Consider the following 14,041-nt stretch of genomic DNA (forward strand, 5'->3'; position numbering starts at 1 on the left):
CGCGTTGTTTTCTACGAACTGAAGGTGATTTACTCCCTTGGGTCTTCTGCTTCTCTGAGCCCTTCATGCAATGACGCAATTAGCGGGCAAGTGATATTGCCTTGTTGTGCATGGCATCGGTCGACCATTTCGCTCAGCACCTTCTCAATTCTTTCAAGCCTGTCGATCTTCTCGCGAACGTCCCCTAACTTGTGCTCTGCGAGAGCACTGGCTTCTTGACAGTGGGCGCCATCTTCCAGCCGAAGTAGGTCACTGATCTCATCCAGACTAAAGCCCAGCTGCTGCGCCGTTTTCACGAACGTCAACCTGTCGATATCGGCGGCACTATAGCGTCGAATACCTCCGGGAGGTCGTTCGGGCTCCGATAATAGCCCTCGTCGCTGGTAATAGCGGATTGTCTCGACATTGACGCCGGCCGCCTTGGCCAGGCCGCCAATGGTCATGGTGTCCGCCACTTTATCTGCATGTCTCTTCATGATGCTTGACTCCGTACCAAGCTACGGAAGTAACCTTATCGTAGCTCCCCCCATCCCGAAAGGAGAATCGTCAATGCGGACACCTAAAACGGGGCGAGGGCCCCTGGCCGCCGGAGGAGTCGCGGCCCTCCTGGCCTCGGCGTGTTGCCTCGGCCCGCTGGTTCTGATCACGCTGGGCGTTTCCGGCGCCTGGATCAGCAATCTGGCGTCGCTGGAGCCCTATCGCCCGCTCTTTATCGGCGTCGCGCTGGTGGCGATGTTCTTCGCCTGGCGTCGCGTCTTTCGGCCAGTGGAAAAGTGCCAGCCGGGAGAGGTGTGTGCCGTGCCACGGGTCAGGACGGGCTACAAGGCGATCTTCTGGCTCGTATCGCTGCTGGTGCTAATCGCCCTGGTATTCCCCTACGTCTTGCCCTTGTTCTATTAAAAGGAGATCTACCATGAAAGCTCGTTTCGCCTTCATCGCGCTACTCGCCCTGCTCAGCACGCCCGCCTTAGCGGCCTTGCAGACCGTGAAGCTGTCGGTGCCGGGCATGACCTGTGCCGCCTGCCCGATCACCGTCAAGGCCGCCCTCAACAAGGTGGACGGCGTCTCGCAAGTCGACGTGAGCTACGCGGATCTCGAGGCCGTGGTCACCTTTGACGACGCCCGAACGTCGGTGGAGGCATTGACCGAGGCCACCACCAACGCTGGGTATCCATCAACCCCGACATCCTCGCAAGCGGATCGAGAGTGATCATGAAGAATCCCAAGACCCTGCTGCGCGTGAGCGTGATCGGCACCGTCCTGGTGGCATTGTGCTGCTTTACGCCGATCCTGGTGATCCTGCTTGGCACGGTGGGCCTGGCGGCGCTGACGGGCTATCTCGACGTTGTGTTATTGCCGGCCCTGGCCTTCTTCATCGGCCTGACCATTTATGCGATTTGGCGTAAGAAGCAGTTCGACGCCTGTTGTGACAACGGCTCTATCAAATCAAGGAATACGCCCCCTGAGTGACATCAAGCAGCTGCACATCGCGGTCATCGGGTGAGTTGTTTACGAGCTTGTCCGTCACGGTGAAGGAATAAGCGTGAAAGATTCGCAGAAATTTATAAGCGTCGTGCTTGGCACCGGGTTGATGGTGCTGTGTTGCGCCGGGCCAATCGCCCTGGTGCTATTCGGTACGGCGGGCCTGGCCGCGTTGGCAGGCTATCTCGATTACCTGCTGTTTGCCGTCCTGGCCATCGTCATCGGCTTACCTCTCTACGCGCGATACCACAAGCGGAAGCAGGATGCCGGCTTTACTAATGAAGACTCGGAGAAACGTGATGATTGAACTCAACGTGAGCGGCATGACCTGTGACCGCTGTGCGGATCATGTCAGGGAAGCCTTGGAGAAGCTGCCCGGCGTGCAGTCGGTGGAGGTATCCTATCCTCAGAGGACGGCATCGGTAGCCGTTGATCCGGGGACACCGGCCTCGGCGTTGACGTTTGCCGTGACCCGACTTGGCTACCAAGCTCGACTGGCCAACAGTGGGCCCACTTCCCCGGCAGGCGCATCGGTGTCCAAGGGCCGTGATGAAGACGCCCCGCACATCGCGGTGATCGGCAGCGGCGGCGCCGCCATGGCGGCGGCCCTGAAGGCCGCCGAGCGCGGCGCCCGGATCACCCTGATCGAACGCGGCACCGTCGGCGGTACCTGTGTCAATACAGGCTGTGTGCCTTCGAAGATCATGATTCGCGCGGCCCATATTGCCCACTTGCGTACGGAAAGTCCCTTCGATGCAGGCCTGAGCGCCCAGGCGCCGGTGGTGGATCGGGCCAAGCTGCTCGAGCAGCAGCAGCGACGTGTCGAGGAACTGCGTGACGCCAAGTACGAGGGGATTCTGCGCGACCACCCGGCCATCACTGTCCTGCACGGCGAGGCCCGGTTTATCGATGCCCATAGCCTGATGGTCAAGCTGAACGAGGGCGGCGAGCAGGTCGTCCACTTCGACCGCGCCTTCATCGGTACTGGCGCCCGACCGGCAGTACCGCCGATCCCGGGTCTTGCCGACACCCCCTACCTGACCTCTACCAGTGCTCTGGCCCTGGACACTCTTCCCGAGCGGCTGATTGTGATCGGCGCCTCGGTGGTGGCCCTGGAACTGGCCCAGGCCTTCGCCAGGCTGGGCAGCCGGGTCACGGTGCTGGCCCGCAGCCGCCTGCTCTCCCAGGAAGACCCGGCGGTAGGGGATGCGGTGGAGGCGGCGTTTCGCCGCGAGGGCATCGAGGTCCTCAAGCAGACCCAGGCGAGCCGTGTGGACTACACCGACAATGAATTCATTGTCGACACCAACGCCGGCACCTTGCGGGCGGATCAACTGCTGGTGGCCACCGGACGGACACCCAATACCGAGGCCCTGAACCTGGCGAGCCTCGGCGTGGAAACCGCACATGGGGCTATTCTGGTCGATGAGCATCTGCACACCACGGTGCCGGGGCTCTATGCCGCCGGTGACTGCACCGATCAGCCGGAGTTCGTCTATGTCGCCGCCGCCGGGGGCAGCCGGGCTGCCGTCAACATGACCGGGGGCGAAGCCACCCTGGACCTGAGCGCCATGCCGGCGGTGATCTTCACCGACCCCCAGGTGGCCACCGTCGGCCTGACGGAAGCCGAGGCCATCGAGCAAGGCTTCAGCGTCGATACCCGTGAGCTGGACCTGGAAAACGTGCCGCGTGCGCTGGTGAATTTCGACACCGGTGGTTTCATCAAGCTGGTGGCCGAACGCGACTCGGGCCGGTTGCTGGGGGTGCAGGCGGTGGCGGGGGAAGCCGGTGAGCTGATCCAGACGGCGGTGATGGCGCTACGCGCACGCATGACCGTACACGACATCGCCAATGAGCTGTTTCCCTACCTGACCATGGTGGAAGGGCTCAAGCTCTGTGCCCAGACTTTCACCAAGGATGTGACGCAGTTGTCCTGCTGTGCCGGGTGAACGATATGAGCGCGACCGTGGTGCCACTGGGCGGCGGCACCACGGGTTTTGGGCATGGACACCACAGGGAGCCCTGTCACGATGAACACGACACTACCAGATTGCGGGATGATGGGGGCGATGGGCTGGATAATGCCAGTGATCGGAATTGCCCTACTATTGCTACTGGTCCTGGGCATCGCCTGTTTGGTGAAGTATCTGCTCTCTAGCAAGTGAGCGTACTCAGCGAGCCATCAACCAGCTAATCCGTTGTGGGTTGAGTTTGTCGGCCACCTTTCGCTCTCGCATACCAACCAGATAATCCGGATACCCATTATTTTGCCCCTGGTGCCTCCCCGTCACCAGGGGCTTTTTGTCTGAGGAGGGTGGGGGCTCTGGCGGCTAGAGATATTCTGGTGCAGCATAATGCTGATGACATCAAGTTCTAATGCAAAGAGACCTGGTGCTGACACCGAAATTTTGGGTCTCCTGAAACTCCCTCTCAAGCTCCCTCTGATGACTCTGCGTGGACGCTTGCTGGTTGGCGCCGCGATGCTGTGGGGGGTGTTGTGCGTGACGCTTCTGACCCTCGGCTGGCAAGCGGGTCGTATCTTGGTGGACGAGACCAACCACCAGCACCTGCGTTATGAAGCTGAGCTGATCAGCAATTCCATCACCTATCAGGTCGATGAGCGTCTGGATGAGTTGGAGCAGTTAGCGAAGCAGATTCCTGAACCAGTCCGTGGTGCCCTTGATGCCCAGCATGGACACTCCTTGTCTCCCCTCTTCGAAGGTCTCACTCTTTTCGATCGCGACACACGAGTTGTAGACGCTTGGCCTATCGGTGACGGCCGGGTGGGGGCCAGCTTCCCCGATCGAGAGTATGCGCGTTTCATGCATGCTTTCCGGCGCCCGTACGTCAGCGAGCCTTTCGTGGGGCGCATCACCGGATCTCCTTTGGTGATGATGCTGGTCCCGTTGCGAGACGGCGCGGGACGCTACACCGGCTTTTTGGGAGGCCTGGTCAACATCAATGAGAGCCGACTCTTCAAGAGCTTCGAGCGGCTGCGCCTGGGCGACGGTGGGTATGTCACCATTACCACCGCGTCCGGCAAGCGGCTATTTCACCCTGATCAGGAGCAGCCTATCGTTGCCCTTCCAGAGCAGCTTTCTCCGGTGCTCGAACGAGCACTGTACGGCTGGGAGGGGGAAAGCGCCGGCAAGGCAGTCACCGGTGAAGCCCAGCTGGTAGCGTATCGTCAGATCTGGCCAGCCGGCTGGATCGTGGGCGTGCACCTGCCACAGTCGCAGGCCGAGGCGCCGCTGGTGGCCGGTATGCAACGCATCTCCTTCCATGCTTGGGGGGCGCTGGTATTGGTTCTACCCTTGGTCGGGGGGCTGATCTGGTTGACGCTTCGTCCACTGACACGCCTGGCAGAGCAGGTCCGTGAGCTTCAGAATGAACGGCGTTATCTGCTGGAAATTCCTACGCACATGCCTGAGCTGCGCCGGGTCATTGATGTGATCAACGAGACCGAGCGCGAGCGACGGGGCAACTTGCAGGATCTGGCGGAGCGTGAGGCCTTGTTGCGAGGCACCTTGGCCGCTTCGCCTCAAGGGATGTTCGTCACGGACTCGAGAGGGCAGGTGACCTTCATCAATGCTGCCCTCGAGGAGCTTCTGGGAGGTGATGAATCGCTCGATATGGATACCTGGGGTAAACGGATCCATGCTGAGGACCGTCCAGCCGTGATAGAGGCCTGGCATCAAAGCCTGGCCGGCCGCTGCGACTTCATGCGCCAGTTCCGCCTCCTGGGTGCTGAAGGTATCCCGCGCTGGCTGGACGTACATGCTGGAGCGATTCATGTCGAAGGTGAGTTCATCGGTATCGTCGGGATGGTGCGCGATATCACCCAGGACCGCCATGAAAACGCTCTGCGCCGCTGGGAGACCGAGCACGATCCGCTGACCGGACTACTCAACCGACGTGGCCTGACACGCTATCTTGAAGAAGCCCTGGTGGAGTGGCAGAAGACTGGCACGCCGACAGCGGTACTGCTCTTCGACCTCGATCACTTCAAGCCGGTCAATGACCAGGGGGGGCATGCACTAGGCGACCGCATGCTGCAGCAGGTGGCGGACGCAGTGCGCAGCGTGGTGCGAAGCAGTGATCATGCCGCTCGCCAGGGCGGGGATGAGTTTGCCGTGCTACTGAGTGGTTGTAGCCCCGATCAGGCGCTGGTTCTCGCCGAGGCACTGCGAGAGCAGATTGGGTCTTGCCCCGTGGAACAAGGGGATAAGCGCTGGTACGTGACTGCCAGCATCGGCGTGAGCCACTTCCAATCAGGTGAGGAGTCAATCAAGGCTGTTCTCGACCGCGCCGATGCTGCCAGTTACCGGGCCAAACGTGGTGGTCGTGACAGGGTGATACTTGATAGCGAAGAGCCTGCTATGACTGACCTCGACGAGTCAACGGGCAAAGTGGGCTGAAAAGTGTGTCCAGCGACGTAAATAAACCAAGCGGTACACCCTCTCCCTCACGCGAAGCCCAGGAAGACGGCCAGCGCTCTGTTGACGGCGACCATGGTGCTGTCGTCGAGGTGGCCGAAGGCCTCTCCTACCCTCTCTCGCTTCACTGTCATGGGCTGTCCACCATGATCTGGGAGCGTCGCTGCAAGCCATTGTCGGGGGTGGGCTCCACATCGAGACGGATCAGCGGGGCATCGACTCGGGTGCTGGAGAGCAGCAACACCGTCACACTGCCGGTTCCAGCAAACTGATCCGACTGGATGATGAGGGCGGGAAGCGGCTTCCCGAAGTCACCTGACAGGGCAATGGTCACCAGGTCGCCACGCCTCATGCGTCACACTCGTCGTCGTCCAGGTCCAGGAGGGCGGCATCCATGAAGTCCTGCAGATCCTGATCCCGGGCGTCGGCAGCCGCAACGGCAGCGCACTGACGGCGGGCTTCTTCGGCGAAGCCGGGTTGGCGGGTATCCGGTACCCAGATCTGGATCGGGCGCAGGCCGGCCGCTCGCAAAGCAGCACGGTGCCTTTTCACCCGGTTGTTCACGTTGTCGGTTGCCACCATGGCGAATCCTCCTTTCGTTTCATGTAACAGGGTGGCGCTCCCTTCCGTTACATGCAACGAAGGGTGTCCAGAAAACGATCGTTAGGCGGCCAAGCCGGACAGTGTCCGAGAATAAGCTTGTAGGATGGGTTTGCGGACAATAAGATAGACGGACGGATAAGCGGACAAAAGGGCGGTCCATGGCACTGATCGGCTATGCGCGGGTCTCGACGGCGGAGCAGGACTCCGCTTTGCAGACCGATGCGCTTCTCAAGGCAGGGTGCGAGCGAATCTTCGATGACACCGTCTCCGGGGCCCAGGCGGAACGCCCCGGCCTGACGGCGGCCCTGGAGTTCCTACGCGTGGGGGATGTGCTGGTCGTATGGCGACTGGATCGGCTGGGACGCTCGCTGCCGCATCTGATCGAGGTGGTCAGCACCCTGGAGGCGCGTGGTGTCGGCTTCCGGTCGCTGACCGAAGCCATCGATACCACCACGCCGGGTGGGCGGCTAATCTTCCATGTGTTCGGCGCCCTGGGGCAGTTCGAGCGCGACCTGATCCGTGATCGCACCAAGGCGGGACTGGCCGCTGCCGCCGCTCGTGGGCGCAAAGGAGGACGCAAGCCCGTCGTCACCGACGACAAGCTGAAGCGGGCGAGGGAGCACCTGGCGAATGGGCTGAACGTCCGTGAGGCCGCCGCCCGGATCAAGGTCAGCAAGACAGCCCTCTATGCCGCCTTGAAGGCCAGTCACTCCGAAGCCTCGGAGCGCCGAGCAGCCGACTCCTGACACGCTGTGTGGTGGAGGGCCTCGGGCCTGGGGTGGGAATGAAGCGACACTCGGGGCATCATGTGAGGGTGCTAATATTCAGCAAGCTTGCCCCTGCGTAGGCATTGGCACTGCGCCTCTGGCCAGAGGCGCTTCCCTGATTATTTGCCCTTGTTTGCCCCTGGTGTCGGTCCCGTCACCAGGGGCATTTTTCGTCAGGGGTCAGGCCTCTTCCCATTCCACACGGTTGCGCCCTGTCTCCTTGGCGGCGTAGAGCCCTTGGTCGGCACGCTTGATGGCCGGTTTCAGGGTGGTCTCCCCGGCACACACCAGCGTCACGCCCAGTGAGGCGGTGTAGGCCAGTGTGCCGTCTTCCGTGGCGTCCTGGCCGACCTGGGCGGGGGTGGTGGCAACCGCCTCGCGGAGGCGCTCGGCGACCTGTAGGGCCTGCTCGCGGTGGGTATCGGGCAGCAGCACGGCAAACTCTTCACCGCCCATGCGGCACAGCACATCACCATCACGCAGCACCTGGCGGGCCAGCTTGGCGAAGGCCTGCAGCACCATATCGCCCACGTCGTGGCCATAGGTATCGTTGATGCGCTTGAAGTGGTCGAGGTCGACGGCGATCAGCGACAGCGGCGCCCCGCTGCGCTCGGCGCGGGCGATCTCCATGGCGGCTTGGTCCTCCAGGGCGCGGCGGTTGCCGAGGCCGGTGAGCGGGTCGGCGAGCGCCTGTCGTTCCAATCGCTCTTCCAGCGCTTTGCGCTCGCTGAGGTCGAACACCATGGCACGGGAATACTGGAAGCCGTCGTCGGTGACCTGGGCGGTGGCCTGAATCGCCACCGGCAGACGAGTGCCATCGCGACACTGCAGCTCGCACTCGGCACTGCCCTCCTGGCCTTCCCCCAGCACTTGGCGGAAGGCGGCATCGAAGGCCGCGCGGGTCTCCGGGGTCACGAAGTCCCGGTAGCGGCGTTTCTCGATCACCTCGTCAGCGCGATAGCCCAACCACTCCAGCTCGGTGCGGTTGATCTTGATGACCCGGCCATCGCTGTCCAGGGAGTGATAGCCACAGGGGGCGTGCTCGTAGAGGTCCTGTACCTCGTTGGCATACTGGCGGGCCTCGCGAGAGAACAGCAATGCACGCTGCCGTAGCCCGCGGAGCCGGTGGTTGCTGAGGACCCAGAACAGCCCGAAGGCCACTGACAACAGGTAGACCAAGGCGATGGCCAGCGGCTGCACCGGGTTCTCCTTGAGTAGCCCCCAGAGCGTCGGGCGCAGCATCAGGATGCCGAGTCGCCAGGGTTGGGTACCCGGGTCGCTGATGATGGTGCCGGCCTGGCTGCGATAGTGCTGGGTGCGCAGATCGTGGCTGCGAAAGGCGAGCAGGTGGTTCTCCAGGGTGACGGTACCCTGGTTGCGGTCGGACATCGCGCTCCAGGCCGCTGGCCAGTGTGTGGCCACGGGCTGGCCGAAGCGCGCCTCCTGGCCGTCGGTATCGGGCAAGAGCCATCGCCCCTGGGCTCCCGCCAACAGGGCCTCGCCGCGGCTCTCGCGGGCATGCGGCAATGAGGCGGTGAGGCGTGACCAGTCGAGGGTGAACAGCAGCACGCCCAGGCGCTCGCCCTGATCACCGACGATCGGCGTGGCGATATCGATGACGGTGGTCACCGGCGTTTGCTCTGCACCGGAGGCGCCGAGGTGAGGGGAAGAGACATACAGGTCCCGCGCCTGCAGGGCCATGGCCTGAAGGAAGGCGGTCGAGGTGCCATGGTCGACCACCGGTGGCCGTGGTAGCAGCGGGACCGTAGAGGTGGCCACCCACTCACGCCCCTCAGTGTCGACCACCGCCAGGCGCGTATAGCGGCCGAAGTGCGTCAGCAGGGTATCGAACAGGGCCTCCAGCTGCTCCCAGTCGCTTTGCGCCGCCAGGCCCCATGTCGGTGTTTCGGCAGCGTCCTGACGGGACAGGAAACGTCTGAGCAGCGGGTACTCGGCGGTGGCCAGCACCTGGTTGAAGCTTTCATTCATGCCGCGCAGGAGCAGGTCGTATTCAGACGCGAGCAGGGCTTCTGCCGACCGGCGCGTACCGTCGACTCGCTCTTCCAGGTGCGAGACGACGATCGGCGTCAGGGTCAGGGTGACCAGGGATACAGGGAGCAGGACCGCCACCGTCAGGCGGGCCCAGAACGCTTTAATGATCAATGGCGGAGCCTCGAAGCAGGTCAGCCGCAATCCGTGCAGGCGAAGAGTTCACGACGTCAGGAGCAAGGCGAGGCATGCCTGCTCGCCGAGCGCGCGCAAGTATCCAGCAAAAGCCTCGTAGCGTCATCTTCGGTAGACGATATGGCTCGTGAGGCGCGTGTACCTTGCCCGTCAGGACCGGCTCGGCCACTATCCTTCCCATGGAGGGTGGTAAGTGAACCAGAGCGCACGTACCCCCAGGAGAAAGGCGGCATGGAGGCACGGTAGTGCTTAACGAATTAGCGCTGATGGAGGCGCAGCAGGACGTTCATGAACGGATCGCGAAGCAGGTGCCGCTCGAGGAGACTTTGGATGCCATTGCCCGCTGGATCGAGATCCTGTTGCCAGATGGCATCGTGGCCTTCATGCGCTTCGATTCCCGCCGTCAGACCCTGAGCCTCATCCCCAGCCAGCGCTTCTCCAGGGCCTACGAAGAGTGCCTTCAAGCGGTGCCCATCGGGCCCGATGCGGCTTCCTTCGGCAGCGCGGCCTTCTGCCGCGAGCCAGTGGTCACCGAGGACATTCGCAACGACCCGCGCTGGACGCCGTTTCGCGATGCTGCCGATCGAGAAGGGCTAAGAGCCTGCTGGTCCAATCCTGTGCTGACCGCCGAAGGTGAGTTGCTGGGCACCTTCGGCATCTACTTCCGCGAGCCAAAGCAGCCTACCGATACTGGTCGTCGGCGCATGAAGCAGGCCGCGGCGCTGGTGGCACTGGCGATCCTGCGTGACCGCGATGCCTCCAGCCACCGAGCCCTCTCCGAATGGCACCGCTCGTTGTTCGTGAACCACCCCGACGGGGTCTACGAGTTCGACCTGGAGGGTCACTTCCAGCGGGGTAATGCCGCGCTGACACGGATCACGGGGTATCCCGAAGACGCCTTGATTGGCCGGCACTTCAACGAGTTCATTGAGCCTGAGTATCGCGAGCTGACCCTGGCCGGGTTCGATATTGCCCGACAGGGCGGGTCGCACCAGTACGAAACCATGGGCACCCACCGCGATGGGCACCCCTATCGGCTGGAGATCCTCAACTTCCCGGTCTCGGTGGATGGCGAGGTGGTGGGGGTATACGGCGTCTGCCGTGACATCACCGCCCGCAAGCAGGAGGAAGAGGATCGCCTTCTACTGGAGCGAGGCATCCAGGCCACCCCCAACGGCGTGGTCATGGCCGACGCGACCCAGCCCGACATGCCCCTGGTGTATGCCAACGAGGCCTTCTATCGCCTCACTGGATACACGCCTCTGGAGGTGCTGGGCCGCAACTGCCGCTTCCTGCAGGGGCCAGACACTGACCCCGAGGCGCTTGCTGTCATTCGCCGGGCGATCATCGAGCGACAGTCCACCGAGACTACCCTGCGCAACTATCACAAGGACGGCACGCCCTTCTGGAACCACCTCTCGCTGAGCCCGGTGTTCGATGCCGACGGTGCCTGCACGCACTACATCGGCATCCAGCAGGACATCACCCGGCAGCGCGAACAGGAAGCGCAGATCGCCCACCAGGCAACCCATGACCTGCTCACCGGCCTGCCCAACCGCACCGCCTTCGATGAACACCTTCAGGCGGCCTTCGAGCGGGTTCAGGAGGATCAGGGGCTGCTGGTGGTGATGCATCTCGACCTGGACGGCTTCAAGGCTGTCAACGACGGCCTGGGCTATCACATCGGCAACCAGTTGTTGGTGGCGGTCAGCGAGCGTCTGCGTCAGGTGGTGGACGGTGACGCGAGCCTGGCTCGTATGACCGGCGACGAGTTTGCTTTGCTACTGCCTGGCCTCGACAGCCGCCAGGCCGGGGTCGAGATGGCCGAGGACGTGCTGAGTGCTCTGGCGCAGCCGTTCTTGATCGAGGACCGTGCCCTGCACATCAGTGCCAGCATCGGCATCGCCTGCAACTGTGAGAGCGTGGCGTATGCCTATGAGCTGATGCAGCGTGCCGATCTGGCGGTCGGCGATGCCAAGCAGCAGGGGCGTAATACCTGGTACTGGTATCAGGGCGACCAACATCGCGGTACCGAAGAGGCGGTGCTGTTGCGACACGATCTGCACACGGCACTGCGCCAAGATCAATTCGAGCTCTACTATCAGCCGATCGTGGAGGCGGTGAACGGACGTATCCGCGGCATGGAGGCCCTGATCCGTTGGCACCACCCCGAGCGTGGGATGATCTCGCCTGGGGTGTTCATCCCGCTGGCCGAGCAGACCGGCCAGATCATTCCCCTGGGGCGCTGGATCCTACGACGTGCCTGCCAGGACGCCGCGGCGATGCGTGCCGCAGGCGGGCTCGGGGGGCCGGTTGCCGTGAACATCTCCTCACTGCAGTTTCGCCGTGACGGCTTCCTGGCCGACGTGAAGGCGGCTTTGGACGATGCCGACTTGCCGCCCGAGCTACTGGAACTGGAGGTCACCGAGAGTGTGCTGCTTGACGGCGCCGAGCAGGCCATCACGCTGATCAACGAGCTCAAGGCGCTGGGGATCCGGGTCGCGCTGGACGACTTCGGTACCGGCTTCTCCAGCCTCAGCTACCTGCGCGACCTGCCGATCCACAAGGTCAAGCTCGATAGGGCCTTCATCCAGGACATTGCCACCAGCCGCAGCAACGCCGCCATCGTGCAAGGCATCATCACCATGGCCCATCACCTGGACCTGACGGTGGTGGCCGAAGGCATCGAGGAGCGGGAGCAGCAGCAGGACCTGATCCGCCGCAACTGCGACTTGCTGCAGGGGTTCTACTTCGCCAGGCCGATGCCGCGGGAGGCCATCATAGAGCTTACCGGGCAGCTTCCGGTACCTGTGGGGCTATGAGGTAGGTCGCGGGGCCTCTTCAGCAGTGTCCTATGGCCCTCTCTCTGGCCATCATGTAAAGAAAACCAAGGTTTTCTTGTGGTGGAATGCAACCATTCAGATGGGGGAAAGGTTTAATCCAACTATAATAGCCCCCGAGGGTTAGTCCGCTTTTGGCCGATAGCGGACCTCTTTATTCTATCATATATACAATAGTAAATGCCCCAGCCTGTTAGAAACCTCCTAGTCCTAAAGTATATGATTCTTCGATCGGCTCCCTCCGTCCCTCTCTCTGATCCTCTGCCTCTCTGGCTCTCCCTCTCGCCATTCATCATTCATTTCTTAACAGGCGCATGGTCTATGTGCTGTTTGACCTAGCATATGGCTGCGCCTATATTGTCATTTCCATGGTGTGTTTGAGTTGAACGTGATGAAGAATGATAATGAAGTTGGGTTCATTTGCTATTTCGGCGACTTGTCATCTGAAGAGGTTGAGGTAATAAATGACTATTGGTTGGTGACGGATGATGGCGGTGTAAACGGTGGCTTTGCCTACTCAGTTTCTAGAGTTTCAGAGAGGCATGGTCTGCGTGAGGGAGATATTAGAGTTATAATTAAAAAAGGTTCTGGGTTTTGTGCGCCAGGAGGTGTGGGGCTATGTGGTTCTTGTGGGGATGTGGTTTTGTTGTCAAGCAGGATGAAGTATAAAGAGGCTCTCAAGGGGAAGAGGGGGACCTGTAAAAATTGTTTGCAAGAGCAGAGAGAGAAGTTTGACGAGGAATGTGAGAAGAAGCTTGTTGAGTACTTGGAGTCATCTTTGTCAGTAGAGGGCTATGAGTATTCAGATCTTAAGTATCTGGATAAAGTGTTTCTTCTGGCAATTCTCACTATGAATTATGATGGCGATGGACCTTTGAAGCTCGGGGCTGGTGGGTTTGGCTGGTCTGGCTTTAAGAGTATAGATGCTGAAGCTCTCAACTCTTTGGTTGCTAGGAAGGCCGTCAGGCGCGTCGAGCCAATGGGAGACGAGGCTGTAACGGCATATGCTCGCTTAAGAGGCGGGAGTGCCGAAAAGAAATCTTTGCTCTCCAATGCAGGGCTCAGGGGTATTCCTCAGCCAGGTTTCTATATTAACTTGCCTGATGGTTTATATGATATCAGTGACTTTATGCAGGCAGTAAACGGTGATGTGGTCGAAGGATGTGTAACAATTGATGATATTGAAGATATTAGGCGTCTAGTAAATGATGTTCGGGTTGAGAAGCTTTATGCTGTTGTTGGGTATCTGGGGATGAGCTATAGGTTGAAAATAAATCATAACATCAAACTGGATGCTGTTCTTAGACATATTGCTGTTACATATCCGCTGGATAAAGCTTACTATACTATGATCAGGATGGTGAAAGATGTAATTGAATATATGCATGTAGAGTATGTCAATAGCTTTGCTGCTGAGCATTTGTTCACCAGGTTTCTTGAGAGCTACCTGTCTAAAGTTAAAACCAGAGGTTGGGAGCTAAAAATTGCCAGATCCTTGCCTCAAGAAGTTACGAGTTCAAACTTGGAGGCTATGGTTACTGCCATATTTCTAGAGGGGGCTTTGAGCTGGGATGAGCTGTCGGCAACAGAGGTCGCAGAGCGGTGGGTATCGAAGCTGCACGTTGCGGAGGCGCATGGGTAAATAGTACCTCTAATTAGTATTGATACTATTTTTTAATCATTAAAAAACAAAGGCTTGAAGTTTATAGTATGTCATTTGAGGTTCTTT

The 14,041-nt window shown here is 60.6% G+C and carries 12 protein-coding genes and 1 pseudogene; 9 read left to right on the plus strand and 4 right to left on the minus strand.

From position 1 onward, the window contains the following. Nucleotides 1-29: 29 nt before the first annotated feature. Entirely contained in the window at nucleotides 30-476 is a 447-nt protein-coding gene (gene merR / locus FIU88_RS18635; protein ID WP_006911920.1) for an Hg(II)-responsive transcriptional regulator, read from the minus strand. A gap of 73 nt (nucleotides 477-549) precedes the next feature. On the opposite strand from merR, the gene merT reads away from it, so the two are divergent. From merT to FIU88_RS18665, 6 genes are all read left to right on the plus strand, one after another. Continuing rightward, on the plus strand, nucleotides 550-900 hold the full coding sequence (merT, locus tag FIU88_RS18640) for a mercuric ion transporter MerT (RefSeq protein ID WP_008957404.1): 351 nt from the start codon (nucleotides 550-552) through the stop codon (nucleotides 898-900). Between the two features lie 13 nt (nucleotides 901-913). Next, on the plus strand, nucleotides 914-1,210 hold the full coding sequence (gene merP / locus FIU88_RS18645; protein WP_006911918.1) for a mercury resistance system periplasmic binding protein MerP: 297 nt from the start codon (nucleotides 914-916) through the stop codon (nucleotides 1,208-1,210). 2 nt (nucleotides 1,211-1,212) lie between these two features. After that, nucleotides 1,213-1,470 carry a mercury resistance system transport protein MerF gene (gene merF, locus FIU88_RS18650; protein WP_008957403.1) on the plus strand — a complete coding sequence of 86 codons (258 nt, stop codon included), beginning with the start codon at nucleotides 1,213-1,215 and terminating at the stop codon, nucleotides 1,468-1,470. Nucleotides 1,471-1,543: 73 nt separating this feature from the next. Continuing rightward, on the plus strand, nucleotides 1,544-1,789 hold the full coding sequence (gene merF / locus FIU88_RS18655) for a mercury resistance system transport protein MerF (protein WP_008957402.1): 246 nt from the start codon (nucleotides 1,544-1,546) through the stop codon (nucleotides 1,787-1,789). Continuing rightward, nucleotides 1,782-3,431, plus strand: coding sequence for a mercury(II) reductase (merA, locus tag FIU88_RS18660; protein ID WP_008957401.1), 1,650 nt, complete (start codon nucleotides 1,782-1,784; stop codon nucleotides 3,429-3,431). The genes merF (FIU88_RS18655) and merA overlap by 8 nt, the downstream gene beginning before the upstream one ends. Before the next feature lie 405 nt (nucleotides 3,432-3,836). Then, nucleotides 3,837-5,900, plus strand: a complete 2,064-nt coding sequence (locus FIU88_RS18665) for a diguanylate cyclase (RefSeq protein WP_152478304.1) — start codon at nucleotides 3,837-3,839, stop codon at nucleotides 5,898-5,900. A 47-nt stretch (nucleotides 5,901-5,947) separates the two neighbouring features. On the opposite strand, the pseudogene FIU88_RS18670 reads toward FIU88_RS18665, so the two are convergent. Together FIU88_RS18670 and FIU88_RS18675 are read right to left on the minus strand one after the other, a co-directional pair. Next, nucleotides 5,948-6,270: pseudogene (locus FIU88_RS18670) on the minus strand (type II toxin-antitoxin system PemK/MazF family toxin). Beyond that, the gene (locus tag FIU88_RS18675; RefSeq protein WP_152478305.1) at nucleotides 6,267-6,500 is read right to left on the minus strand and encodes an antitoxin MazE family protein; all 234 of its coding nucleotides are present in this window, start codon (nucleotides 6,498-6,500) and stop codon (nucleotides 6,267-6,269) included. Before FIU88_RS18675 ends, FIU88_RS18670 begins: the two are co-directional and overlap by 4 nt. A 179-nt stretch (nucleotides 6,501-6,679) precedes the next feature. Between FIU88_RS18675 and FIU88_RS18680 the strand changes: the two genes are divergently transcribed. Further along, on the plus strand, nucleotides 6,680-7,267 hold the full coding sequence (locus FIU88_RS18680; RefSeq protein ID WP_152478306.1) for a recombinase family protein: 588 nt from the start codon (nucleotides 6,680-6,682) through the stop codon (nucleotides 7,265-7,267). A gap of 201 nt (nucleotides 7,268-7,468) precedes the next feature. Here FIU88_RS18680 and FIU88_RS18685 read toward each other — a convergent pair whose 3' ends face one another. Beyond that, nucleotides 7,469-9,451, minus strand: coding sequence for a diguanylate cyclase (locus FIU88_RS18685; RefSeq protein WP_152478307.1), 1,983 nt, complete (start codon nucleotides 9,449-9,451; stop codon nucleotides 7,469-7,471). Nucleotides 9,452-9,717: 266 nt separating this feature from the next. Between FIU88_RS18685 and FIU88_RS18690 the strand changes: the two genes are divergently transcribed. Continuing rightward, nucleotides 9,718-12,294 (plus strand): EAL domain-containing protein, encoded by a 2,577-nt coding sequence (locus tag FIU88_RS18690; RefSeq protein ID WP_253065017.1) that lies wholly within the window; start codon nucleotides 9,718-9,720, stop codon nucleotides 12,292-12,294. A 406-nt stretch (nucleotides 12,295-12,700) separates the two neighbouring features. Then, complete coding sequence (locus tag FIU88_RS18695) at nucleotides 12,701-13,954, plus strand: hypothetical protein (RefSeq protein ID WP_152478308.1); 1,254 nt, start codon at nucleotides 12,701-12,703, stop codon at nucleotides 13,952-13,954. The last annotated feature ends 87 nt before the right edge of the window (nucleotides 13,955-14,041 follow it).

The sequence above is a fragment of the Halomonas sp. THAF12 genome (assembly GCF_009363675.1).
In the GTDB taxonomy this organism is placed as follows: domain Bacteria; phylum Pseudomonadota; class Gammaproteobacteria; order Pseudomonadales; family Halomonadaceae; genus Halomonas; species Halomonas smyrnensis.

What these genes read in the sequence shown, in the direction of transcription:
- merR (WP_006911920.1), bottom strand. Translation starts at nt 476, where the DNA reads ATGAAGAGACATGCAGATAAAGTGGCGGACACCATGACCATTGGCGGC.
- merT (WP_008957404.1), top strand. Translation starts at nt 550, where the DNA reads ATGCGGACACCTAAAACGGGGCGAGGGCCCCTGGCCGCCGGAGGAGTC.
- merP (WP_006911918.1), top strand. Translation starts at nt 914, where the DNA reads ATGAAAGCTCGTTTCGCCTTCATCGCGCTACTCGCCCTGCTCAGCACG.
- merF (WP_008957403.1), top strand. Translation starts at nt 1,213, where the DNA reads ATGAAGAATCCCAAGACCCTGCTGCGCGTGAGCGTGATCGGCACCGTC.
- merA (WP_008957401.1), top strand. Translation starts at nt 1,782, where the DNA reads ATGATTGAACTCAACGTGAGCGGCATGACCTGTGACCGCTGTGCGGAT.
- FIU88_RS18665 (WP_152478304.1), top strand. Translation starts at nt 3,837, where the DNA reads ATGCTGATGACATCAAGTTCTAATGCAAAGAGACCTGGTGCTGACACC.
- FIU88_RS18675 (WP_152478305.1), bottom strand. Translation starts at nt 6,500, where the DNA reads ATGGTGGCAACCGACAACGTGAACAACCGGGTGAAAAGGCACCGTGCT.
- FIU88_RS18680 (WP_152478306.1), top strand. Translation starts at nt 6,680, where the DNA reads ATGGCACTGATCGGCTATGCGCGGGTCTCGACGGCGGAGCAGGACTCC.